Annotated in this window: 18 protein-coding genes; 9 read left to right on the forward strand and 9 right to left on the reverse strand. The window is 73.0% G+C overall.

Going from position 1 to position 24,426, the window contains the following annotated elements:
* The first annotated feature begins 64 nt into the window (after positions 1–64).
* The 3 genes from AB0O36_RS31220 (at position 65) to AB0O36_RS31230 (ending at position 3,727) form a co-directional block, all read left to right on the forward strand.
* Positions 65–958 carry a LysR family transcriptional regulator gene (locus AB0O36_RS31220; RefSeq protein ID WP_365115991.1) on the forward strand — a complete coding sequence of 298 codons (894 nt, stop codon included), beginning with the start codon at positions 65–67 and terminating at the stop codon, positions 956–958.
* 123 nt (positions 959–1,081) lie between these two features.
* Positions 1,082–2,398, forward strand: coding sequence for an Ig domain-containing protein (locus AB0O36_RS31225; RefSeq protein ID WP_365115993.1), 1,317 nt, complete (start codon positions 1,082–1,084; stop codon positions 2,396–2,398).
* 66 nt (positions 2,399–2,464) lie between these two features.
* Positions 2,465–3,727: a cytochrome P450 gene (locus AB0O36_RS31230; protein WP_365115995.1), complete on the forward strand. Its 1,263-nt coding sequence runs from the start codon at positions 2,465–2,467 to the stop codon at positions 3,725–3,727.
* A gap of 117 nt (positions 3,728–3,844) precedes the next feature.
* Here the strand turns inward: AB0O36_RS31230 and AB0O36_RS31235 are convergent, their stop codons facing one another.
* The 4 genes from AB0O36_RS31235 to AB0O36_RS31250 all read right to left on the reverse strand — a co-directional run bounded on the left by AB0O36_RS31235 (position 3,845) and on the right by AB0O36_RS31250 (position 9,936).
* Entirely contained in the window at positions 3,845–5,431 is a 1,587-nt protein-coding gene (locus AB0O36_RS31235) for a molybdopterin-dependent oxidoreductase (protein WP_365115997.1), read from the reverse strand.
* A 17-nt stretch (positions 5,432–5,448) separates the two neighbouring features.
* Positions 5,449–5,688, reverse strand: a complete 240-nt coding sequence (locus AB0O36_RS31240) for a hypothetical protein (protein WP_365115999.1) — start codon at positions 5,686–5,688, stop codon at positions 5,449–5,451.
* Between the two features lie 223 nt (positions 5,689–5,911).
* Entirely contained in the window at positions 5,912–8,251 is a 2,340-nt protein-coding gene (locus AB0O36_RS31245) for an alpha-N-acetylglucosaminidase (RefSeq protein WP_365116001.1), read from the reverse strand.
* On the reverse strand, positions 8,251–9,936 hold the full coding sequence (locus AB0O36_RS31250) for a ricin-type beta-trefoil lectin domain protein (RefSeq protein WP_365116002.1): 1,686 nt from the start codon (positions 9,934–9,936) through the stop codon (positions 8,251–8,253). Before AB0O36_RS31250 ends, AB0O36_RS31245 begins: the two co-directional genes overlap by 1 nt.
* Before the next feature lie 201 nt (positions 9,937–10,137).
* Between AB0O36_RS31250 and AB0O36_RS31255 the strand changes: the two genes are divergently transcribed.
* The 4 genes from AB0O36_RS31255 (at position 10,138) to AB0O36_RS31270 (ending at position 14,540) form a co-directional block, all read left to right on the forward strand.
* Positions 10,138–10,782: a TetR/AcrR family transcriptional regulator gene (locus AB0O36_RS31255; protein ID WP_365116004.1), complete on the forward strand. Its 645-nt coding sequence runs from the start codon at positions 10,138–10,140 to the stop codon at positions 10,780–10,782.
* A gap of 91 nt (positions 10,783–10,873) precedes the next feature.
* Positions 10,874–11,800, forward strand: coding sequence for a serine/threonine dehydratase (locus tag AB0O36_RS31260; protein WP_365116005.1), 927 nt, complete (start codon positions 10,874–10,876; stop codon positions 11,798–11,800).
* 196 nt (positions 11,801–11,996) lie between these two features.
* Complete coding sequence (locus AB0O36_RS31265) at positions 11,997–14,024, forward strand: NADPH-dependent 2,4-dienoyl-CoA reductase (RefSeq protein ID WP_365116007.1); 2,028 nt, start codon at positions 11,997–11,999, stop codon at positions 14,022–14,024.
* A gap of 102 nt (positions 14,025–14,126) precedes the next feature.
* Entirely contained in the window at positions 14,127–14,540 is a 414-nt protein-coding gene (locus tag AB0O36_RS31270; RefSeq protein WP_365116008.1) for a PaaI family thioesterase, read from the forward strand.
* Positions 14,541–14,559: 19 nt separating this feature from the next.
* On the opposite strand, the gene AB0O36_RS31275 is transcribed toward AB0O36_RS31270, so the two are convergent.
* The 3 genes from AB0O36_RS31275 to AB0O36_RS31285 all read right to left on the reverse strand — a co-directional run bounded on the left by AB0O36_RS31275 (position 14,560) and on the right by AB0O36_RS31285 (position 18,061).
* On the reverse strand, positions 14,560–15,753 hold the full coding sequence (locus AB0O36_RS31275) for a cytochrome P450 (protein ID WP_365116009.1): 1,194 nt from the start codon (positions 15,751–15,753) through the stop codon (positions 14,560–14,562).
* Positions 15,743–16,474 carry a tRNA-dependent cyclodipeptide synthase gene (locus AB0O36_RS31280; protein ID WP_365116010.1) on the reverse strand — a complete coding sequence of 244 codons (732 nt, stop codon included), beginning with the start codon at positions 16,472–16,474 and terminating at the stop codon, positions 15,743–15,745. The genes AB0O36_RS31275 and AB0O36_RS31280 overlap by 11 nt, the downstream gene beginning before the upstream one ends.
* A 279-nt stretch (positions 16,475–16,753) precedes the next feature.
* Positions 16,754–18,061 carry a serine hydrolase domain-containing protein gene (locus AB0O36_RS31285; protein ID WP_365116011.1) on the reverse strand — a complete coding sequence of 436 codons (1,308 nt, stop codon included), beginning with the start codon at positions 18,059–18,061 and terminating at the stop codon, positions 16,754–16,756.
* Positions 18,062–18,296: 235 nt separating this feature from the next.
* Here AB0O36_RS31285 and AB0O36_RS31290 point away from each other — a divergent pair, with 235 nt between their 5' ends.
* A complete protein-coding gene (locus AB0O36_RS31290) occupies positions 18,297–19,364 on the forward strand; it encodes a cation diffusion facilitator family transporter (RefSeq protein ID WP_365116012.1) in 1,068 nt (355 codons plus the stop codon).
* On the opposite strand, the gene AB0O36_RS31295 is transcribed toward AB0O36_RS31290, so the two are convergent.
* Together AB0O36_RS31295 and AB0O36_RS31300 are read right to left on the reverse strand one after the other, a co-directional pair.
* On the reverse strand, positions 19,361–20,122 hold the full coding sequence (locus AB0O36_RS31295; protein WP_365116014.1) for a carbonic anhydrase: 762 nt from the start codon (positions 20,120–20,122) through the stop codon (positions 19,361–19,363). The two genes, AB0O36_RS31290 and AB0O36_RS31295, sit on opposite strands and share 4 nt — an antisense overlap.
* 99 nt (positions 20,123–20,221) lie before the next feature.
* Positions 20,222–22,723 carry a SpoIIE family protein phosphatase gene (locus tag AB0O36_RS31300; protein ID WP_365116015.1) on the reverse strand — a complete coding sequence of 834 codons (2,502 nt, stop codon included), beginning with the start codon at positions 22,721–22,723 and terminating at the stop codon, positions 20,222–20,224.
* Between the two features lie 164 nt (positions 22,724–22,887).
* Here AB0O36_RS31300 and AB0O36_RS31305 point away from each other — a divergent pair, with 164 nt between their 5' ends.
* Positions 22,888–24,342 carry a glyceraldehyde-3-phosphate dehydrogenase gene (locus AB0O36_RS31305; protein WP_365116016.1) on the forward strand — a complete coding sequence of 485 codons (1,455 nt, stop codon included), beginning with the start codon at positions 22,888–22,890 and terminating at the stop codon, positions 24,340–24,342.
* Positions 24,343–24,426 lie beyond the last annotated feature (84 nt).

Consider the following 24,426-nt stretch of genomic DNA (forward strand, 5'->3'; position numbering starts at 1 on the left):
GGACCGTCAGTTGTTCACCTTGCCACCCCTTACACCTGCGGGGCCACGCCGTTACCGTCCCGTCATGACCCCCACGCTCGCGCAGCTTCGCTACCTCGTCGCCGTCGCGGACTGCCGCTCCATCACCGGCGCGGCCGCTTCGGTCTTCGTCGCCCAGTCCGCCCTCTCCCGGGCCGTCCAGGCCATGGAGCGCGACCTGGGCGTGGAACTCCTGGCCCGCCGGGGCAGGGGGGTGGACCTCACCCCGGAGGGGGCCCGCGTGGTGCGGCTGGCCAGGACGGTACTGGACGCGGTCGACGCCATCGACGACATAGGCATCGCGCAGGGCCGGAACGCCCGGACCACCCTCACCCTGGTCACCACCCCGACCCTGGCCCTGGACCTGGCCGCCGACCTGGTGTCCGCCTTCACCGCCCGCCACTCCGGAGTGGACGTCAGGCTCACCCAGTACGACGGGCGGGAAGCCCTGGTCCAGGAGCTCCTGGACGGCCGGGCCGAGCTGGCGCTGGTCGACCTGCCGGTGGACAAGGAGCTGTCCACCCACCACATCCAGGAGCGCGAGGTCGTGCTGGTCTCGCCGGTCGGGACCCGGCTGCCCGACCCCGTGACCTTCCGCTCGCTCGACGGGCTGCCGATGGTGCTGCCGAACCCGGGGACCGGCCGCCGCACCGAGATGGAGGCCATGTTCAGCTGCCTCGGGGTGCGGCCCGTGCCCAGCCTGGAGGTCGACGAGCGGCTGGCCTGGGTGACCGGTGTGACGGACGGCAAGGGATCACTGATCTGGTACCGGGACGTGGCGCTGCGGGCCTTCGGCCACCGCGCGGAGATCCGTTCCTTCACGCCCTCGCTGCTGCGCCCGGTGGGCATCGCGCACGCCCGCCGCCCGCTCAGCCGGGGTGCGCGCGCCTTCATCGCGGACGCCCGCCACAACGCGCCGATCCGGGAACCGGCGCGATGAAAGGGCCCCACCGGCATCGTCGCGGTCATCGGCGGCGAGTCATGCCGACGCGGCATTGAACGATGCTCAAACAGCGGGCGTCCGCCTCTGGCCGCCGCACTGACCGCTCGTCACATTGTCGGCATGCCTCTACGCCTCAGCTCACGGCGGTCGGCCGTACTGGCCGCGACCGCCTTCGCGATGACCCTCTGGCCACTGCCGGCGGCGGCGTGGATGAACGGGGACGCCGACACCCTGCTCACCGCCGCCCCGGTCACCGCCACCGCCGCCCGCACGGCCGGCGCCGACACCGCCGTACGCGCGGCCGGCCCGGCCCCCCTCGCCCCCGAGAAGAAGTGCACGCTGCCCTCCGGCATGACCGAGATCAGCGGCCTCGCGATGAGCCGGAAGCATCCGGGCGTCTTCTACGCGGTCAACGACAGCGGGAACACCAACCAGGTCTTCGCCGTCGACTGTTCGGCCGCCACCGGCCGCCTGGTGGCCACCCTCACCGTGTCCGGTGTCGGCAACACCGACTGGGAGGGCCTCGCCCTCGGGAAGGACGCCGCGGGCCGGGCGGTGCTCCTGGTCGGAGACATCGGGGACAACTTCGGCAGCAGGGCCGACATCCAGGTGCACAGCTTCCCCGAGCCCGACCGGCTCGCCGACGCCGCCGTCACCCCGGTCACCTACCGCCTCGCCTACCCGGACGGCCGCCACGACGCGGAGTCCCTGCTCGCCGACCCGGTGACCGGCCGGATCCACGTGGCGAGCAAACTCATCGGCGCGGCAGGCCGGTTGTACCAGGCGCCACTGCCCCCGCAGGCCGGTCAGGTGAACACGCTGACCGCGGCCGGCGCGGCCCCGGTCTTCGCCACCGACGGCGCCTTCTCGCCCTCGGGCGCCTCCTACGTCCTCCGCAGCGGCGGCCCGATCGGCGCCAACACCGCCTCGGTGTACGCCGCTTCCGGCGCGAAACTCGCGGACGTGGCCCTGCCCGCGCAACCGCAGGGCGAGACCGTCACCTACTGGGACTGCACCAGCCTCCTGGTGGGCTCCGAGAACGACGCCCAGATCTGGCGGGTCCCGCTCCCGCCGGAAGCCACCCCCGGCTGCGACGGCCCCACACCCACCCCGACACCCACACCCACCCCGACACCCACGCCGACGCCGACGCCGACCCCGACACCCACTCCGGGTGACCTCAAGGTGACCAACCCCGGCCCGCAGACCTGCAAGTTCAACCAGTCCTGCACCATCCAGATCACCGCCACCGGCGGCAAGACACCCCTCAAGTACGGCGCCACCGGACTCCCCTGGGGCCTGACCATCGACCAGAACACCGGCCGCATCAGCGGAAAACCCTGGGCGAACGGAACCGTCCAGATCACCGCGACCGCCACCGACTCCACCGGAGCCACCGCCTCCACCACCTTCCCCCTCACCCTCGACTGGTTCTGAGACGGGCGCGAATCCGGGCCGGTGCGGACTTGAACAACGCCCCTTCCTCCCTGCACTGTTCGTCGGGTGACCGAACAGACTGACGACGACGCCGCCCGGCCCCACCGGATCGCCCCGGCCGGCGGCTGCCCGCACGCCCTGAACGCGCGGCTCCGCGCCCGCGGTGACGTGGCCGAAGTGGTCCTCCCCGGCGGAGTACCGGGCGCCGTGGTCCTCGGGCACGAGGCGCTCCTGGAGTTCCTCGCGCACCCCGATGTGGCCAAGGACGCCCGGCACTTCACCGACCTCCGGGAGGGCCGGATCGCGCCCGACTGGCCGCTGCGCGTCTTCGCCAACGCCCAGGGCATGCACACCGCGGACAACGAGGACCACCGGCGGCTGCGCTCCATCGTCGGCAACGCCTTCAACGCCCGCCAGGTGGAACGCCTCCGCCCCCGCATCGAGACCCTCACCGCCGGATTCCTCGACGACCTCGCCGCGGCCGCCGCCGACGACCCCGACGGCACCGCCGACCTCCGCCGCCACTTCGCCCTGCCGCTCCCCATGAGCGTGATCTGCGAACTCCTCGGAGTGGACCCGGAGCACCGGGGCCGGCTCCACGAGCTGTCCAACAAGGTCATCATCGCCACCGACACCACCCCCGCCGAGGCCATGGCCGCCGTCCGGGAACTGGTGGAGCTGATGGGCACCATCGCCGCCGCCCGCGCCGCGGCACCCGGCGAGGACCTCACGAGCGCGCTGCTCGCCGCCCGCGCGGCCGACGGCGACCGGCTCAGCGAGGCCGAACTGATCGGCACGATGCGCCTGATGCTGGTGGCCGGCCACGAGACCACCCTCAACCTGATCACCAACGCGGTCCGCGCCCTGTGCACCCACCGCGACCAGCTCGCCCTGGTCCGCTCCGGCAAGGCGGGCTGGGACGACGTGGTCGACGAGACCCTCCGCTGGGACGGGCCCGTCAGCTGGTTCCCGTTCCGCTACCCCACCCGCGACCTCTCCCTGGCCGGTACGGTCATCCCCCGGGGCACTCCCGTCCTCGCCGGCTACACCGCCGCCGGACGGGACCCGCAGGCGTACGGCCCGGACGCGGACCGCTTCGACCTCACCCGCCCCACCACGGCCCGGAACCTCTCCTTCGGCCACGGCGCGCACTACTGCGTGGGTGCCCCGCTCGCCCGGCTGGAGGCCACCATCGCCCTGGAGGCCCTCTTCGCCCGCTTCCCGGACCTCGACCTCGCCACCCCGGAGCCCGCCCTCCGCCACCAGCCCAGCTTCATCGGCAACAGCGTCCAGACCCTCCCCGTCCGCCTCACCCCGCCCACTGCCTGACCGCGCAGGCGCCCGGGCGGTACGCCATCCGACGGCCGTACCGCCATCCGACGGCCGTACCGCCGCACCCCACTGCAAGGCGGGCGGCCGGACCGGGCGGCCGGCCGGCGGCCCGGGTCACGCCACGCGGACCGTCACCGTGTGCCAGCCGGTCGCCCCGTCCGGGAGGACTCCCTGACGGGTGCCCGTCTGGACGGCGCCCGTGCCGTCCGTCGCGCGGACCTCCAGGGTGTGGCTGCCGGGCCGGGCGTCCCAGCGCCACACCCACTGGCGCCAGGTGTCGACCCCGTCCGCCGCGGCCAGCCGGGCCTCCTGCCAGGGGCCGCCGTCCACCCGGACCTCCACCCGTCCGATGCCCCGGTGCTGCGCCCAGGCCACCCCCGCGACGTTGACCGGTCCCGCCGCCGTGCTCGCGAAGGGGCGGGGGGTGTCGATCCGCGACTGGGTCTTCACAGGTGCCTGCTCCGCCCATCCCCGCCGCACCCAGTAGGCGTCGTACGCCGCGAACGTGGTCAGCCGCAGCTCGCGCAGCCACTTGCAGGCGGAGACGTACCCGTACAGCCCCGGCACCACCATCCGCACCGGGAAACCGTGGTCAAACGGCAGCGGCTCGCCGTTCATCCCCACGGCCAGCAGCGCGTCCCGGCCGTCCATCACGGTCTCCACCGGGGTGCCCAGGGTCATCCCGTCGACCGAGCGGGCCATCAGCTGGTCGGCGGGCCCGCCCGCGGACGGCGGCCGCACGCCGGCCTCGCGCAGCAGTCCGGCCAGCGGTACGCCGAGCCAGCGCGCGTTGCCGACGTAGGGCCCGCCCACCTCGTTGGAGACGCAGGCCAGGGTGATGTCGTGTTCCACCAGGGGCCGGGCGAGCAGCTCCCGGAAGCCGAGCGTCAGGGGGCGGGTGACGCCCTCGCCGTGGATGCGCAGGCTCCAGCCGTCGACGTCCACGCGGGGCACCACGAGGGCGGTGTCCACCCGGTAGAAGACCGGGTTCGGGGTGAGGAAGGGCGACAGCCCGGGCACCTTCGGCGCCGCCCCGGCCGGGACCGGCGGGGCCGGCACGGCGGGAGGCGGCAGCCGCACGCCGGCCCGGGAGGCCGTCGCGCCCGCCGATCCGTACGCGCCCAGCCGGCGCCCGGCCAGCCCCGCCGCGGCGGACCCGGCGAGGACCGAGACCAGCAGCCGGCCGAACCCGCGCCGGTCCAGTGCCCACGCGCCCCGCGGACCCTCCGGCCATCCCTCCGGCGGGGGCCGGACCAGTGCCGTGACCAGCAGGAACAGCGTCCCGGCGGCGGCAGCACCGCCGGCCAGCGAGGGCACCGCGTCGAGGGCCGAGGCCCCCGGGCGGCTGAGCGCGGCCAGCGCGCCGACCAGTCCGAAGCCGAAGGCCAGGGCCGTGCCGGCTGCGCGGCTGCGCAGCGCCAGCAGCCCGGCCGCCACCGCCACACCGGCCAGCAGCAGGACGATCCCGGCGATCAGCACGGCCTTGTCGGCGGTGCCGAACGACCGGACCGCCCACTCCTTGACCACGGTCGGCGTCAGGTCGACCACGGCGCTGCCGACCGCCGTGACCGGACCGGCCTCGGGCCGCACGAACACGGTGACCAGCTGGCCCACGGCCAGCCCGGCGCAGCAGGCGGCCGCTCCGGCGAAGGCACCGAGCCTCCGCCGCCGCCGTTCCACCGCCGAGCGGGCCGCGTCCATGTCTCCTTCCTATCCCTTCAGGAACGGCAGGGTAAGTCGATCAAGCGGGGCCGTCCCGCCTTCTCCGCGGCGCGGCGGGCGAGCGACTCCAGGTACTCCTCCGTACCCGGGCCGTGGCCGACCCGCTTGCGCAGCTCGGCCACCCCCTCCAGCAGTGGTGGGGGGACGGGAGGCGAAGGGGCGGGCAGAGCGGCGGCGGCCGACGGGGCGGCGGGCAGCGGGGTGGCGCGCGGCCGGCCCGACTCGGTTGCGGACATGCGGGGGACTCCCTTCAACAGCGACCGGCAGCCGGCCGGCCAACCAGCCGGCCGACAGCGGACCGGCCGACGGCCGACAGCCGACGGCCGGAGGCCGGCATCCGGCGACCGGTCCGGTGGCCCGGTGACCCGGTGACCCGGTGACCCGGTGTCCAGAAGAGGGTGGGCGGGACGCAGGACCCGCGCCCGCCCGATTCCCCCGGTTCCCTCGTCCGGGTGGATCTCAGCCGAGTGTTCGGGCGATGTCGCGGGCCAGCGCGTACGGGTCCCCGGCGGGCTCCGTGGGAAGCCGGGTGGTCAGCCGTGCCCAGGAGTCCTCGAAGGCGTACCAGTCGATCACCCGCGGCGCGGATCCGGTGCGCAGCGCCTCCTCCCACGCCTCGAACTGGGCGGCCCACCTGCGCGCGTACAACTCCCCGATCAGCCCCGCCCATTCGCGGTTGGCGTAGTCGTGCAGGAACCCGCCCTCGCTGGTGTCGCGTCCGCCCCACACGCTCAGCAGGGACCGGACGTCGTGTTCGAGCCGGTCCTTCTCGGCCTCGTCGGCCCCCCAGGAGCGGGCGGCGGCCAGCCGGGACCCCAGCAGGAAGTTGGGGTCGGACGCGGTCAGCGCCTCCAACTGCCGTTCCCGTTCCTGCCATTCGGCAACCAGTGTGCGGTACCGGGCCAGGTCCTTCTGCTCGTAGGCGGACCGGATCCCCGGCAGCAGTACCCGCGACCGGTTCGCCAGTGCCTGGCGCGCGGTGTCCACGAGGTCGAACCGGTACGCGCTGGAGCCGCGCAGCGCCGGATCCACCGCCAGCAGGTGGTCCAGGGCCCGCCGGACGCGTGCCGCGTCGTAGCGCATGGACTGCGGGCTCCAGTGGGCCGCGCTGGCCGCCGTCAGGCTCGGCCGGGCGGCGAACAGGCTGTCCTGCGACTCCGACCACAGGCCCGAGGAGGTGCTGTACGGGCCGAGCCGCAGCTCCTCCCAGGCGGCCGCCGCACTCGTGTCCGGGCGCCCGTACCGGCGGGCCGCGAAGTCGGCGAACCACTGCCGCTGGTCGACCGGGCCCGGCTCCCACGCCAGGTCGGTGAACAGGTCGAAGGCCGCCGGATCGGTCCCGGTCCCCTCCGGCAGGTAGGCGGTCCCGCGCAGCGCGCTGTCCGGCTTGCCGCGCCACGCCTCGAACCGTTCGGACCACACGGAGGTGTTGCCGCCGGGGGTGGTGTGCCCGCCGAAGTTGTGGATGGTGCCGAGGGCGTACGGCGCCCCGCCCCAGCGGGTCTCCCGGTCCAGACGGTTGTACCGGTCCGACAGCCCGTCCAGGATCAGCAGCTTGGAGGTGTCCACCCCGGCCAGCAGCTCCGCCGTGGGATCGTCCTGCCAGCCCAGCACCGCCCACAGGGCCCCCGGATGCGCCGCCCACAGGGCCGCCTGCACGGCTCCGGCCGCCGCCTTCACGTCCACCGTGCCGGTCTGCCCGCCCTCGTGCAGCGGGCTCATCCGGTACATGGCCGAGTCCCCGAACACCGTGCGCTGTTCGGCGTAGTACGAGGCCGCCAGCCGGGTGAAGACCGGGTCCGTCGGGTCCAGCCAGTCGGGCCGCTCAAAGCCGGCCCAGCCGCCCTGCGGCACCACCTCGGCCCCGCCGTTGCGGGCGGCGAAACCGGGCGGGACGGTCCCGAAGTAGCCGGGCAGCACCGGGGTCATGCCCAGCCCGCGCAGCTGCCCCGCCACCTTCCGGCCGAGCTCCGCCCGCGCGCCGAGGAGCTGCTCGCTCACCGGTCCGCCGAAGCCGCTGAGGTTCTGCAGCAGCCACCAGCTCTGGTGGGCCGGGCCGGGGATCCACTCCCGCAGCTCGCGGGCGGTGTAGCCGAATCCCTGGAGCGCCTTGTAGTACGGGTACTCGGCGCCCACCTGCACGAAGACCTCGTTGACCCCGTGCAGGGCGAGCAGGTCGATCTGCCGCCGGTGGTCCTCGAAGGACCGGTACGGGCCGGAGTACCCGTCGTCGGTGTCGTTGAGCGCGTACCGGTGCGGCACCCGCGCGCTGCGGCTGACCGGCTGCGGTACCCCGGGCAGCACGGCGGGGAGCTCGCCGAGGCTGTCGCCCGGCCAGCCGATGTCGACGCCGGCGACGTGCTGGAGGTACCAGCCGACTCCGGTCAGCTGGGTGGCCGGGGTGTTGCCGCGGACGGTGATCGCCCCCGCGGTGCCGGACACGGTGAAGGCGTCCGCACCGCCGGGCGCGGGGGCGGCCGGCTCCAGGGTGATCTGGCCGGAGTGGCGGGGGAGCAGACGGTCGAGGGCGGCTCGGGCGGGGGCGGGATCGAAACCCTGCGCGCGGGGCGCGGGGACGGGGACGGCGTGTGGGGCGGGGGTGCGTACGGGGGCTGCGCCGAGGCACAGCGCTGCCAGCAGGGCCAGCGCTGCGGGCAGGGCACGCTGCGCGAGCGGCGCGCGCCGGTGGGCCGGTCGCCCACCCTCCCCCGAGCTCTCGACTTCGCTCCGGCAGGGGGTGCCCCCATCGCCCTGCGGCACGCCTGCCCGCCCGGCCGGGGTGAGAGTGCGTCGGGCCATCAGACGGGCAGGGACCAGAGCTGGTTGACCTGGTGGTCGCCGCAGGGGGCGAGGGCCAGGCGGGGGGCCGGGGCGTCCGGTACCGCCGTGGCCAGGGGTGCTTCCAGGCAGAGGCCGGAAGTGCTGTCGGGCATCAGGGTCCCCGTCCGGTCCCGGTTCCACCGCTGGGCGGGGGCGTCGCCGCCGGCACAGTCGGCGAGGGACGCTTCCCCGTCCTCGCCCGCGGTCAGGCAGCGGCCGAGCAGCCGTACCGTGCGGTCCTGGCCGAGCGTCCAGCGCTGGTCCTCGCCGCCCGTGCAGGGCGACATCACGACCGCGCCCACGGCCGTGGTGTTCTGCCCGTCGGCGCACCGGACCCCGTCACCGGTGATCTGGCCGGTGGGCACGGGTTCGGCACAGCCGTTCGGGGTCAGCCGCCAGATCGCGGTGCCGTGGGCCGGCACCCGGGCGGTCAGCGAGCCCGTGACCTCCGATGCGGCACCGGTCCACAGGTCGGTGGCCCGCACCGGGCAGGACCGCAGACCGATGTCGGCGAGCCGCACCTCCGCGTCCCGGGCGCCGGCGGAGCGGTTGAGCACGGCGACGGCCCGGTCGCCGTCGGCCAGCGGCCGGACCAGCACGTCGAGGGTGCCGTCGGTGGACACCACCGCGCCCTGCCGGCCCAGGGGGTCCTGGTCCAGCCCGATCAGCGCGTCGTTCGTGAGCGCGGCCAGCCCGGCCGGGCTGATCTGCGTGACGTCGGAGGACAGGATGAACGGCGCCGCCATCATCGCCCACAGGGCGACCTGGCTGCGGCCCTCCTCGTCGGTGAGGCCGGGGGCGCCGGCGATCAGGAAGTCGGGGTCGTTCCAGTTGCCGGGTCCGGCGTAGCGGGCGAGCCAGCGGTTGTAGCCGTAGTTGCCGAGCACCGAGCTCCACCGGGAGGTGGCGGGCGCGGCCGGGCTGTACACCTTGATGTCCTTGCCCTCGCGCCACAGCTGGCCGGTGCCGCCGACCCAGCCGATCACCCGGTGCCAGTCCGGGCCGCCCCATTCGCCCTGCTGGAAATAGGCGGGCGCGGAGGCCGACAGCACCATGTCGCGGCCGCTGTCGCGCAGGGCCCGGGCGATCTCGTGGTAGGCCTCCCGGTACGCCTCCTGCTTGGTCTGACCGGGCGGCACGTACACGTTGCAGCCGTCCATCTTGACGTAGTCCACCTTCCAGGAGGCGAACAGCCTCGCGTCCCGGTCGAAGTGGTGGGCGCCGCCCCCGTCCGGTGTGCCGCTGCCGGGGTAGCGCTCGCAGGTGAGGTGTCCGGCGTCCTGGTAGATCCCGAACTTCAGCCCTTTGGCGTGCAGGTACTCGCCGAGCCAGGCCATGCCGTGCGGGAACTTCACCGGGTCGGTCACCAGGTTGCCGTCGGCGTCCCGGCTCCTGGTCATCCAGCAGTCGTCCACGGTCACCGTGTCGTAGCCCTTGGCGGCGAGTCCGGTGGAGACCAGCGCGTCGGCGTTGGCGATCACCTTCTGCTCGTCGATGTCGCACATGTAGTGCGCCCAGTTGTTCCAGCCCATGGGCGGGGTCAGGGCGAGCGGGGTGTCCGAGGTCGCGGTGGGTTCGGCCACCGCGGGCGCGGCGGCCAGGGACACGGCGAGCAGGGCGGCGGCGGTGAGGCAGCCGGGGAGCGCGCGCAGGCGAGACGGCACGGAGACTCCTTCGCATGGCGTGGGGCGGGACGTACCGACGGGCTGTCGTGCGCCCAGTGCAGCGAGGTGACTACCGAGTGTCAACGGAAGACCCCATTCCGGGGGCCCGCGTCACACGAAAGAGATCACCGCGCACGTGATACCGCGTCCGATGCGCCGTCCGATACGCCGTCCGTTACAGCGTCTGTTACGGTGTATCTCATGCCGCGGACATCACCCGCCCTGGACCGGGCGACACCGGAGGCCATCGCGGTGGCCGCACTCCGACTCATCGACGAGGAAGGGCCCGGCGCACTCAGCTTCCGGACCCTCGCCGACCGGCTGCAGATCTCACACGCGACCGTCCAGCGCCGCTGCACCGACCTCGCCGGACTGCTCGACCTGTGCACCGAGCACCTGGCCGGGCAGATCCCCGAGGTGCCGCCCGGCACCGGCTGGGCGCAGGCCAGCGAGCTCCGCTTCGCCGCGCTCTACCGGCTGCTCACCGCCCACCCCGGACTGCTGGTCCTGCGCGGCGGCCGCCCCTGGACGGGCCGTCAGCTGCTCGCCCGCCTGGTGGAGCCGCAGATCGCCGACAGCCTCGCCGCCGGTTTCTCCCCGGCCGAGGCGATGACCGTCTACCGGCGGCTGTACCTGCTCACCCTCGGCAGCGCCGCCTTCGTCGACCACCGCGACCCGGCGGGCGCGACGGCCCTCTCCCGCACCGCCCTGGCCGCCCTCGACCCGGCCGGATTCCCGGCACTCACCACCGACATCGCCGCCCTGCTGCCCGCGCTGACCGACCACCAGGTCTACTACGGCGCGCTACGCCAGCTGATCGAAGCCGCCCGGCCCGACCCGGCCTGAGGTCCGCCCGGGACCACCCTGCCCCGGCCCCGCGCCACCTGCTGCCTGCCAACTGCCACCTGCCCCGACACGCCCACCCGACGGGAGCACCATGGAACAGCACCTCGACCGAGCCGCGATCCGCGCCGCCGCCGCCCGTATTGCCGGGCACGTCCGCCCGGTCTCCGTCGTCCCCGCCGCCGACGGGGTCTGGTACGCCCTCGAACACCTCCAGCACACCGGCTCCTTCAAGGCCCGCGGCGCCCGCAACTTCCTCGCCGCGCACGCCGATGCCGGAACGCTGCCCGAAACCGGGGTGGCCATGGCCTCCGGCGGCAACGCCGGGCTCGCCTGCGCCTGGGCCGCCCGCGAGCTCGGCGTGCCGGCGACGGTCTTCGTGCCGGCCACCGCCCCGCCCGTCAAGGTCGAGGGGCTCCGCCGGTACGGCGCGGACGTCCGGCTCACCGGCGACCGCTACGAGCAGGCCCTGACCGCCTGCCGGGAGTTCGCCTCGGACACCGGGGCCCTGCTCGGTCACGCCTACGACCACCCGCTGATGGCGGCCGGCGCCGGAACCCTCCTCGACGAGATCCGGTCCGCCCTGCCCGGCCTGGACGCCGTGGTCGTCGCGGTGGGCGGCGGCGGCCTGTTCGCCGGCGTGGCCACCGCCGCCCGCGAGTACGGCGTACGGGTGGTCGCCGCGGAACCGGAGGGCTGCCGCGCCCTGCACGCCGCCCTGGAGGCCGGCCGCGTGGTCGACGTACCGGTCCGCTCGGTCGCCTCCGACTCCCTCGGTGCCCCCCGGGTCTCCCAGGACGCCCTGGACGCCGCCCGGCTGGGCGCGGTGGACGCCGTCCTCGTCCCGGACGCCGCCATCACCGGGGCCCGCCGCGCCCTCTGGGAGGAACACCGCCTGGTGGTCGAAGCGGGCGCGGCCACCGCCCTCGCGGCCCTGCGCACCGCGCCGCAACCCCTGGGCGACCGTGTCGCCGTCATCCTCTGCGGCGCCAACACCGACCCCTCCGACCTGGTGCCCTGAGCCCGGGGAAACGGCCCGGCACGCGGGGGCGGGGGGTGTGAGCTCCGCCACGGGCGATCGGTCGTCGGCCGTCCGCGGCCGGGTCAGGGGGCTCCGGGTGCAGGCGGGTGGCGGCCCCGCGATTGTGCACCTAGTTGCATAACAGGCGGCGTCTCGCTACAACAGGGTGACCACATCCGCGCGAGGAGGCGCCGCCATGTCCACCGCCCAGAGCCAGTACCCCCACCTGCTGAGCCCCCTGGACCTCGGCTTCACCACGCTTCCCAACCGCGTGATCATGGGCTCGATGCACACCGGCCTGGAGGAGCACGAGCGCGGCTTCGAGCGGCTCGCCGCCTTCTACGCCGAGCGCGCCCGCGGCGGGGTCGGGCTCATCGTCACCGGGGGCATCGCCCCCAATGACGCCGGCCGCCCCTTCGAGGGCGGGTCCCGCCTCACCACCGAGGAGGAGGCCGCCGAGCACCGGGTGATCACCGACGCGGTGCACGCCGAGGGCGGGAAGATCGCGATGCAGATCCTCCACTTCGGCCGGTACGCGTACCACGCGGACCTGGTCGCCCCCTCCGCCCTGCAGGCCCCCATCAGCCCCTTCGTGCCGAACGAGCTCAGCGACGACGAGGTCGAGCAGACCGTCGAGGACTTCGTCCGCGCCGCCCGTCTGGCACGGCTCGCCGGCTACGACGGCGTCGAGATCATGGGTTCCGAGGGCTACCTGGTCAACGAGTTCATCGCCGCGGCCACCAACCGGCGCACCGACCGCTGGGGCGGCCCGTACGAGAACCGGGTCCGTTTCCCGCTGGAGATCGTCCGCCGGACCCGCGCGGCCGTCGGCGAGGACTTCATCATCGTCTACCGGCTCTCCATGCTGGACCTGGTGCCCGGCGGCTCCACCCTGGACGAGGTCGTCCAGCTCGCCAAGGAGATCGAGGCGGCCGGCGCCACCGTCATCAACACCGGCATCGGCTGGCACGAGGCCCGCATCCCCACCATCGCGACCTCCGTCCCGCGCGGCGCCTACACCTGGGTCACCGAGAAGCTCATGGGCGCGGTGGGCATCCCGCTCGTCACCAGCAACCGCCTCAACACCCCCGAGATCGCCGAGCGGGTGCTCGCCGAGGGCCGCGCCGACCTGGTCTCGCTGGCCCGCCCCTTCCTCGCCGACGCCGCATTCGTCAACAAGGCGAAGGCCGGCGCCGCCGACACCATCAACACCTGCATCGGCTGCAACCAGGCGTGCCTCGACCACACCTTCAGCGGGAAGATCACCAGCTGCCTGGTCAACCCGCGGGCCTGCCACGAGACCGAACTCGTGCTCCTGCCCACCCGGACGAAGAAGCGCGTCGCCGTCGTCGGCGCCGGCCCGGCCGGACTGGCCTGTGCCGTCTCGGCCGCCGAACGCGGCCACACCGTCACCCTGTTCGAGGCGGGCGGCCACATCGGCGGCCAGCTCGACATCGCCCGCCGCATCCCCGGCAAGGAGGAGTTCGAGGAGACCATCCGCTACTTCGCCGGGCAGCTCGCCGCACACGGCATCGAGGTCCGCCTGAACACCCGCGCCGACGTGGCCGCCCTCACCGGCTACGACGAGGTGGTCGTCGCCACCGGTGTCACCCCGCGCATCCCGGAGATCGAGGGCGTGGACGGCCCGAACGTGGTCAGCTACCTCGACGTCCTCCGCGACGGCGCACCCGTCGGCGAGCGCGTCGCCGTCCTCGGCGCCGGCGGCATCGGCTTCGACGTCGCCGAGTTCCTCACCGACAGCGGCGAAGGCGCCTCGCAGGACCCCGCCGTCTACTTCCGGCACTGGGGCGTGGACACCTCGTACGCGGCGGCGGGCGGCCTGACCGCCCCCAAGCGGCCGGCCGCCCCGCGCACCGTCACCCTGCTCCAGCGCAAGACCACCAAGGTCGGCGCCGGACTGGGCACCACCACCGGCTGGATCCACCGCGCCGAGCTCAAGCACCGCGGGGTCACCACGGTGGCCGGAGCCACGTACGAGCGGATCGACGCCGAGGGCCTGCACATCACCGTGGGCGGCGAACCGCACCTGGTGCCCGCCGACACCGTCGTGCTGTGCACCGGCCAGGAACCGCGCCGGGGCCTGTACGAAGAGCTCCGCGCGGCCGGCGTCGAGGCGCACCTGATCGGCGGCGCCGACGTGGCCGCCGAACTCGACGCCAAGCGCGCCATCAAGCAGGGCACCGAACTGGCCGCCTCGCTCTGACGCGCCGCACGGGCCCGGCGCGCCGGACGCGCCTCGTGGGCCTGACGCGTCGGACCCGTCGGGGGTGTTGTGGCGGTCCCCCCGGGCCGCCACAATCACCGGGTGACCCTCGCACCGGCAGAAGCCGACAAGATCCTCGCCGACAACTTCGCCCCCTGGGTGCTGGACCTCGGCCTGACCGTCCAGGAGACCGGCCCGTCGCACGCCGTGCTCCGGCTGCCCTGGTCCGACCGGCTCGCCCGGGACGGGGGCGGCCTCTCGGGCCAGGCCATGATGGCCGCCGCGGACACCGCGACCGTCATCGCGATCTCGGCGGCCCGCGGCGCGTACGGGCCGATGACCACCGTGCAGCAGTCGACCAGCTTCCAGCGCCCGGTAGTCGGCACCGGCCTGCTGATCGACGTACGGATCACCAAACTGGGCAGGCGGATGGCCTTCGCGGACATCACCCTGACGCCCGAGGGCGCCGGGGAACCGGCCGCGAAAGCGTCCACCGTCTACGCCCTGCTGGGCTGAACCCCCCGCTCGGGACGGGCTACCACATCACCGGCATGCGCTCCGGGATCCGCTTCATGAAACGGGTCCGCCACACCAGCTGGTCGACCGGCACCGCGAGCTTCATGTCGGGCATCTTGTCCAGCAGCGTCTCGATCGCGATCTCGGCGTGCTTCTTGCCGAGCGCGGTCGCCGGGCAGTAGTGCCCGCCGCCGCCGAAGGAGAGGTGGGTGTTGTTGTTCGGGCGGTCCAGGTCGATCTCGTCCGGGTTCTCGAACGCCTCCGGGTCGAAGTTGGCGCCCTCGACCAGGACCAGGACCAGCTCGCCCTTCTTCACCAGGACGTCGCCGAGCTGCATGTCCTCGGTGGCCAGCCGCGGCAGGCCGTCCGCGATGGACAGGTTGATGCGCAGCAGCTCGTCGAGCGCGGCCGGGATCTTCGACCGGTCGGCCTTCAGCTCCTCCCACAGCTCGGGGTGCTGCAGCAGCGAGAAGACCGCCATGGTCAGGAAGCCCATGGTGGAGATCACGCCGGCGCCGAAGAAGGTCACGCCGACGGTCGCCAGCATCTCGTCGGTCAGGTGGGCGTAGTCCGGGTCCTCGCGCAGCGCGGCGAGCTCGGCCATCAGACCGTAGGTGGCGGGGTCGTCCAGCCGCTCCACCATGTAGGCCATGTCCCGGTCCCAGTTGAGCTTGGCACCGGTGACGGGGCAGGCCGAGTTCATGAACGCGATGTCCAGGCTGGCCGCCAGCTTCTGCGCGTCCTCGAAGGGGATGCCCAGGATCCGGCAGTGCATGGCCTCCGAGTACGGGCTGGTGAACGCGGCCCGCAGGTCCACCGGGGCACCGGTGGTGATGATCTTGTCGACCAGCTCGGCGGCGTTGGCGCGCATGTACTCGACCAGGCCCTCGGCCTTGGGGTTGATCGCCTTGAGCACGGCCTTGCGGAGCCCCGCGCCGGTGATGTTGCCCATGTTGTTGACGACCTCGGGCGGGATCGTCAGCGCGTACTGCCGGGGCACGCCCGGAGCGGACGTGTCCTTGAGGCTGAACCTCGGGTCGTCCAGTACCTGCTTGCACAGCTGATAGGAGGACACCAGCCAGGCTTCGTCGCCGGCTATCGTGCGCACCTTCTTGACCGGCTCGGACCGGAGCGCCGCGATCTCCGCCGGCAGGCGGTCACCGCGCCAGTCGAAGGGGAAGTCGATCAGCTCGGGCAGGGTCTCAACGGTCAACGGGTGCTCCTTCGGCGGGCGTGATGATGGCGTGGCCCTGGTTTCTGGAGGCGCGCAGACCGGCGCCCCGGGAGTAAAGCAGCTCGGCCATCGGCAGGAGCTGGTGGTAGCAGTTGAGCGAGGACGGAACCCCGAAGATGGCCGGGGTGTCCAGGAAGAGCGGGGCTTCGGCGCAGATGTACTTCAGGCAGACCTCGCGCTGCCGCTGCGTGCTCGGTTCCCCGTTGGACTTGGTGGACAGGAAGTACGTGGCGAGTTCCTCGCAGATCCGCCTGAACTCGTGGTCCGAATCGAGGAGTTTGATGATCCGCGCGTGGATCTCGCGGTACGCGTCGTTCTCCAGGAACTCGGAAAGCTTCCGCGCCCGGATCCGGTTGTCACCCGGGTCGAGTTCGGCCGCGGCGTTCTGCACCTTGGCCCGCACACCGCGCAGGTTCTTGACGGCCTTGCGCTGCGCGTCGACCTCGTCGTAGCCGAACGCCTCGTACATCTCGGCCACATGGAGGTCGGTGTACAGGATGTCGACCTCGTTGAAGTTCTCGAATCCCCATCGTCCGAGATCCATCACGCGCTGGGCCGAAAAATAGCTGTTTCCGGGCGATATGCCTATCAGGGCATGGTCCCCCGCTGAATGGATTACCTCACAGTGCAATGTGTATGGCTGAACGTTGAACAGTTCAGTGGCTGTCGCTGTCGTTGTCGTTGTGGTCAACGTCGTCAACGGAGAGCGTCCTCCGCGTCGCTAGTCGCATGGGCCTTGTGCCCGTGGTGTGGCGACGACGCCGTGAAGTTAACGAGCGAGCACGGAGCGTGTCAACGCTGTCTTGTGAAAAGCGTGTTGCCTGTGGCGACCACCTTGTTTGGCCTGATCAGGGCTACCAATCGGTAATGGTCGTCATGCAGATGGAACGCAGGAAAGACGGTTGGTGAAGATGTCCGGAACGGAACGGCGGGGTGCGTACCTGGTCGTACGCACCCCGCCGTTGCTGCCTACAATGTGTCAGCGCGCGTTGCGCTCCGGCAGGTCAACCTCCGCCGGGGCGAGCACCGCCGAGGCGTTACCCCGCTCGGTGGCCGCGAAGCCGCGCGCAGCCCCCGATGCCTGCCCGGCCGAAGGCTGCTTGGCGGGCGCCTTGCCGCAGAACGCCGCCTCCAGCGTGCCGCCGAGCACCGTGTTGGCGGATCCCTTGTTGGAGGTGTTCGCCATCGCGCTCAGACTGCGACGACCGTCGCGGGTGCTGAACGCGTAGGTGTAGAAGCCCTGTACGGTGCCGGTGTGGCCGTAGACCGAGGTCCCACAGGACAGGTCGTAGCGGCGCAGGCCCAGCCCGTAGTGCCGGGTCTTCGCCGCGTCGGTCGGGGTCATCGTCAGCATCTCGTCGAGCTGCGCGGCCGGCAGCAGCCGTCCGCCGAGCAGTGCCGACGTGAAGGTGTTCAGGTCGGCCGGGTCGGAGATGACCGCTCCGGCGGACTGCGCCCAGGACACCGTCTGCTCGGTGGAGTCCACCAGCGGCGCACCCGCCTCGTCGGGGTGCAGGTAGCCGTTGGCGTGCTTGCCCTTGATCCGGGTGTCCGGGTGCACGTAGGAGGTGTTCTTCAGCTTCAGCGGCTTGAAGATGCGCTTCTCGTACTCCTTGGCGACCGGCTTTCCGGTGATCTTCTCGATCAGCATGCCGACGACCACGAAGTTGGTGTTCGAGTACTTGTACGCCACTCCGGGCTCGGTGGTCCGCGGCTTGGACAGCGAGAGTTCGACCAGCTCGCGGTAGGTGAAGGTACGGTTGCGGACCGCCTCGAAGCCGGGGACGGTCTGCGCGAACATGTCCTCGGTGTAGTCCCACAGTCCGCTGCGGTGGGTCATCAGATGACGGACCGTGATCCGGTCGTCGGGCAGCAGACCCGGCAGGTAGGTGTTGACCGGCTCGTCCAGCTTGATCCGGCCCTCGGCCACCAGCTGGAGCAGTACCACCGAGGAGAAGGTCTTGCTGACGCTGCCCACCCGGAAGCGGGACTGCGCGTCCATCGCCGCGCCCGAGACCCGGTCGCGCACGCCCGCGGTGCGGACCAGCACCCCCTCGGGGCCGGTGTAGCGGGCCATCGCGCCCGGCGCGCCCTCGGCCATCGTGTTCCGCAGGACCTGGTCCAGCGCGGCGGAATCAGGCGTTCCGAAGGCGGTCGGCCCGGTGACGGCGGCGGTGTCGGCGGCCGTGGCGGCGGACGCGGCCGGGGCCAGACCCGCGACCAGCGCCAGCGCGACGGCGGAGACGGTCGCACCGCGACGGGCGGACGGACGAACGGACAGGGCCATGACGCTCCTTGACTCGTGATCAGATGCAATCACCGCAGAGCCTACGGAAGATCACGTCCGGACTCCGGACAGCCGCGACACGGTCTTGCCGCGGACTTGCCACGAACTCGTCGCGGAATCGTCACCGCCGCTTCGTCGACCCCGCACGAACGGCGCAGCTGCGAAGGGATCGCACCTGGTCAGAGGTGGTACCACGGCAGTAGCCGCAAGGCGTTCGGCGTGCCAGATTGAACGGATGGCAGGCAACCATTCCCACCCGCACGGGCGGGTCCGCACCCGCCACCGGATCGCCCACCTCCTCACCCCGCACAGCCACGACCCGCGCGACCGGACCGACGCCGCGACCGAGACCTCCCGCGAGGGCATGCGCGCGCTGTGGGTCTCCCTCGTCGTGCTCGGTGCGACCACGCTCGTCCAGGCCGCCGTGGTCGCCCTCTCCGGATCGGTGGCGCTGCTGGGCGACACCGTGCACAACGCCGCCGACGCCCTGACCGCCATCCCGCTCGGCATCGCCTTCGTGCTCGGCCGCCGCGCGGCCGACCGCCGCTACACCTACGGCTACGGCCGGGCGGAGGACCTCGCCGGCATCGCCGTCCTGGCCGTCATCGCCGCTTCGGCCGCCTTCGCCGGGTACGAGGCCGTGACCCGCCTCCTGCACCCGCGCGACATCACCCACCTGTGGGCGGTGGCCGCCGCCGCACTGACGGGATTCCTCGGCAACGAATGGGTGGCCCGCCACCGCATCCGCACCGGCCGCCGGATCGGTTCCGCCGCGCTGGTCGCCGACGGCCTGCACGCCCGCGCCGACGGGTTCACCTCGCTGGCCGTGCTGCTCGGAGCCGGAGGAGCCGCGGCCGGGATGCCGTACGCCGACCCCGTCGTGGGCCTGCTGATCACCGCGGCGATCCTGCTGGTCCTGCGGGACGCCGCGCGGCAGGTCTGCCGCCGTCTGATGGACGCCGTGGACCCGCACCTGGTCGAGACGGCGGAGGACGCGCTGCGCTCGGTGGCCGGCGTACGCGACTGCGGGCCGGTGCGGATGCGGTGGATCGGGCACGCCCTGCGGGCGGAGGCCGTGATCGTCGTGGACCCGCACCTGACCGTCGTCGAGGCCCACCGGCTGGCCGTGGCCGCCGAGCACGCGCTCATCCACGCCGTACCGCGGCTCACCGCGGCCGGCGTCCACACCGACCACATCCCCACGGCCGCCGCCCCCGACCCGCACGCAGCCCTCGCCCACCACGGGCCGCACCCACACCCGCACCCCAACCCTCATCCCCACCCGCATGCCCCGACGGGCTAGCCGATCCGGTGCACCCACTGGGTGCCGAGTTCGTAGCGGGCGCCGACGACGGCCAGGCGGCCGGCGGCGATCCGGGCCGCCAGCTCCGGTTCGGCCGCCAGCAGCGCCCGGACCAGCAGGACGTTCGCGGTGATCGCGGCGTCCACCCGGGCGTCCCCCCGGAGCTTCGGGTCGATCGCGGGGCGGATCCGGTCGACCAGGTACTGCATGTGCGCGGGCAGTTCGGTCCCCGTCAGGTCCGCGTGCACCGCCGCCGACACGGCCCCGCAGGACTGGTGGCCCAGCACCACGACCAGTGGGATGTCCAGCTCCAGGACTCCGTAGGCGATGCTGCCCAGGACCGCCTCGTCGAGCACCTCGCCCGCCGAACGCACCGTCAGCAGGTCGCCGAGCCCCTGGTCGAAGACCAGCTCGGGCGGTACCCGGGAGTCGACGCAGCCGAGCACCACGGCGAACGGGTGCTGTCCGCCGAGCAGGGCCCGGCGCACCGTGCTCGTCTCGTCGGGATGCCGCTCGTGCAGGGTCCGCCAGCGCCGGTTCCCCTCCGCCAGTTCGCGCAGTGCGGTGTCCGGGCCGGCCGGCCTCCGCCTGGTGGCGTCCGAACTCGCGGCCCCGGCGCTGCCGGTGGCGGTCGGGGCCGGGCCGGGGCCGGAGACCAGTCCGGCGCCCAGCGCCGCCGCCCCGGTCAGGACGGTCCGTGCCAGCCGTCGGCGTCCCGGGGTCCGTTCGTCCGAGGCGGGTTCCGCATCGCCAGTCATGGCCGGTCACGGTAGGGGGAGCCGGGACCGGAGGGGTTCCCGGCGCGTGCCCGTACTCCGAATTGTGGATGGATTTGGGCGAACCGGAGGTGCGGGGTTTCAGGGGAAGGGCTGCTCGGCCCAGATGGTCTTGCCCCGGTCGTGGTAGCGCGTGCCCCACAGCCGGGCGAGCTGCGCGACCATGAACAGGCCGCGCCCGCCCTCGTCGGTGTCCAGCGCCCGCCGGATGTGCGGGGAGGTGCTGGCGCCGTCGGACACCTCGACGATCAACTCCCGGTCCCGGATCATGCGCAGCCGTACCGGTGGGCTCCCGTACCGGACGGCGTTCGTGACCAGCTCGCTGACCACCACTTCGGTGGTGAAGGACAGTTCCTCCAGGCCCCATTCCGCCAGTTTCGCCGTCGCCAGCGCACGGGCCCGGGCCACTTCCGCCGGCTCCGCGGCCAGCTCCCAGGTCACCTGGTGGTCCCCGTCCAGTCCGTGCACGCGCACCATCAGCAGGGCCGCGTCGTCGTGCGGAAGGGTCGGCAGCAGCCGGCCCGTGAGCCGGTCGCAGGCGGGTTCGAGGTCCCCCGCGGCCGTTCCGGCGCCGTCCGGGTGGCCGGCCCGCCGCTCCGGCGGCCCGTCCCCGGTCTCCGGCGGCCCGTCCCGGAACTCCGACAGCGCGTCCCGGAGCCGTGCCTGTCCCGCGGCGAGGCCCTCCTCCGCCGCCGTCACCAGGCCCTCGGTGTAGAAGACCAGCAGCTGCCCGTCCTCCAGGGTCACCTCCCGGCTCTCGAACGGCAGTCCGCTCCGGCCGAGGACGGGCCCGTCCGGCAGCTCCAGGAACTCGACCGAGCCGTCCGCCGACACCAGAGCCGGCGCCGGATGCCCGGCACGCGCCAGTCCGCACCGGCGCGAGACCGGATCGAAGACCGCGTACACGCAGGTGGTTCCCGCTGCGCCGCTGCCCGCGAGCCCCTGCCCGTGCTCGTCGTGGAACCGGTTGACCTGGTCGTCGAGCCGGCCCAGCAGCTCCTCCGGTGCCAGGTCCAGGTCCGCCAGGGTGCGTACGGCGGTGCGCAGCCGGCCCATCGTCACCGCCGAGTGCAGTCCGTGCCCCGCCACGTCGCCCACCACCAGGGCGACCCGGGCGCCCGACAGCGGGATGACGTCGTACCAGGCGCCGCCCAGCACGGTGTGTCCGGTGGCCGGCACGTAGCGGGCGACGGCGTCGACCGCGCCGAGGTCCGGCAGCCGCTGCGGCAGCAGGCTCCGCTGGAGGGCCAGCGCCGTGGTGCGTTCCCGGGTGTAGCGGCTCGCGTTGTCGATGCATACGGCCGCCCGCGCCACGAACTCCTCGGCGAGCATGACGTCGTCGGGCTCGAAGGGGTGGGCGCGCTCGGACCGTACGAACACGGCCGTGCCCAGGGCGGCCCCGCGCGCGAACATCGGTACGAGCAGCCACGAGTGCACGCCGTACGTCCGCACCAGCTCCGCCCGTGCGGGGTCGGCGGGGGCGAACTCGGCGATGAGCTCGTCGCGGTCCATCAGCCGGGGCTCGCCGCCCGCGAGGGCGAGACGGGTCGGTGAACCGCGGGCCGAGGCATGGGTGTCGACCTCGCCCGTGGGGGTCACGGCCGTGCTGTCGGCCACGCCGTTGACCGAGCTCGCGGCGCGGCGCAGCGGGACCCAGTCGGCGGTCGGCCCGGCCGTGGGTTCCTCGCCGCCGAAGACCGGGTCCAGCAGGTTGACGTAGGCGTGGTCGGCGAACTGCGGCACGGCCAGGTCCACCAGCTCCTGCGCGGTCCGCAGCACGTTCAGGGTGGTGCCGATGCGCGCGCTCGCGTCGTTGACCAGCGCCAGCCGTTCGCGCGCCCGGGCCCGGTCGGTCGCGTCGACGACCACGTGCGCCAGCGCGATCACCTCCCCGGAACGGCTGCGCAGCGGCAGGATCGACTCCGACCAGACGTGCTCCCGGTCCGGATCCGCCGGGGTGCGGCCGCGCACCTCCTCGGCGATCTGCGCCCGGCCGGTCTCCAGGACGCGCCGCTGGCGGGCCTCGAAGGCGTCGAAGTCCAGCAGGCCGGGCGGGGCCGCCTCGGCCATGGTGCGCCCGGTGAAGTCGGTGCCGGTGAAGGTGCCGGTGGCGCGCTGGGCCTCGTTCTGCGCCACGAAGCGCAGCTGGGTGTCGAAGACGTCGATGACCGCCGGGGAATCGGTGAACAGGCCCCGGAGCAGGGCGTCGCCCAGCTCCCGCCGCTGTGCGCCGCCGCTCTCCACGATCCGCAGCAGCCACTGCCGCTCCCCGCCGGTGGCCACCAGGGGGCGGGCCCGCAGGATCACCTCCACCGGGTGCCCGGTGCGGTGCCGGAGCACCGCGCGGCCGAGCTCGGCCACCGGCTCCGTACCGCACCGCGCCATGATCCCGGCGGCGTCCGAGCGGGTGTAGAGGAGGTCGGTCGCGCGGCGGCCACGGAGCTCCTCCGCGGACCAGCCGAGCAGGGCTTCCGCGCCCGGGCCCAGGCCCAGCAGCACTCCGTGCACGTCCAGCAGGGCGTAGGTCTCGTCGCCCGGCTCGGTGAAGACTCCGGAAGGATCATGGAACAGCGGGTCGTGCATCACTCCGCCCTACTCCGTGCCGGTCCCGCTGCAATTGTCCCTTCAGGCGCCGCACCCCGCAGCCCGCGCGGGCAGGGGCCCCGTCCCGCCTGTCGGGACCGCTGGATGGATCTTAGGAAGGTCGGGTTAGCATATGAGCACCGCCTAGCTCGAAAGATGAACCTGTGACTGCCAAAGAGGACTCGTTCACCAGCTGGAAGAACCGCGAGGAGATCGCGGAGTCGATGATCCCGATCATCGGGAAGCTGCACCGGGAGCGGGACGTCACGGTCCTGCTCCACAGCCGCTCCTTGGTGAACAAGTCGGTGGTCAGCATTCTCAAGACCCACCGATTCGCCCGCCAGATCGCCGGCGAGGAGCTCTCGGTCACCGAGACGTTCCCCTTCCTGCAGGCCCTGACGACGCTCGACCTCGGTCCCTCCCAGATCGACCTCGGTATGCTCGCGGCCACCTACAAGGCCGACGACCGCGGTCTCTCGGTCGAGGAGTTCACCGCCGAGGCCGTCGCCGGTGCCACCGGTGAGAACAAGCTGGAGCGCGGCGCGGGCCGTGACGTCGTCCTCTACGGCTTCGGCCGCATCGGCCGCCTCGTCGCCCGCCTGCTGATCGAGAAGGCCGGCTCCGGCAACGGCCTCCGGCTGCGCGCCATCGTCGTCCGCGGCGGTGGCGGCCGGGCCGCCGAGGATCTGGTCAAGCGCGCCTCGCTGCTGCGCCGCGACTCCATCCACGGCCAGTTCCAGGGCACGATCACGGTGGACGAGGAGTCCAGCACGATCTACGCCAACGGCAACGCGATCCGGGTGATCTACGCCAACGACCCGTCCGAGGTCGACTACACGGCGTACGGCATCAAGGACGCCATCCTCATCGACAACACCGGCAAGTGGCGCGACCGCGAGGGCCTCTCCAAGCACCTGCGCCCCGGTATCGACAAGGTCGTCCTGACCGCGCCCGGCAAGGGCGACGTCCCGAACATCGTCCACGGCGTCAACCACGACATGGTGAAGCCGGACGAGCGGATCCTGTCCTGCGCCTCCTGCACCACCAACGCGATCGTCCCGCCGCTGAAGGCGATGGACGACGAGTACGGCGTGCTGCGCGGCCACGTGGAGACCGTCCACTCGTTCACCAACGACCAGAACCTGCTGGACAACTACCACAAGGCCGACCGTCGCGGCCGTTCCGCGCCGCTCAACATGGTCATCACCGAGACCGGTGCCGCCTCGGCCGTCGCCAAGGCGCTGCCGGACCTCAAGGCCCCGATCACCGGCAGCTCCATCCGCGTGCCCGTGCCGGACGTCTCGATCGCCATCCTCAGCCTGCGCCTGGGCCGCGAGACCACCCGCGAAGAGGTCCTCGACTACCTCCGCGACGTCTCGCTGCACTCGCCGCTGAAGCGCCAGATCGACTTCACCACGGCCCCCGACGCCGTCTCCATGGACTTCGTGGGCTCGCGCCACGCGTCCATCGTCGACGCCGGCGCCACCAAGGTCGACGGCGACAACGCGATCCTCTACCTCTGGTACGACAACGAGTTCGGCTACTCGTGCCAGGTCATCCGGGTCGTCCAGCACGTCTCCGGCGTGGAGTACAGGACCTACCCGGTCGCCGGCGCCTGATCGGGACCGGCGGACCCGCTGACGCGAAGGGGCGGCGCCCCCGGGCGACTCGGGCCCGGCGCCCGCCCCCAGACCAAAGCCGCA

It is taken from the genome of Streptomyces sp. NPDC089799 (assembly GCF_040684755.1).
Lineage (GTDB): Bacteria > Actinomycetota > Actinomycetes > Streptomycetales > Streptomycetaceae > Streptomyces.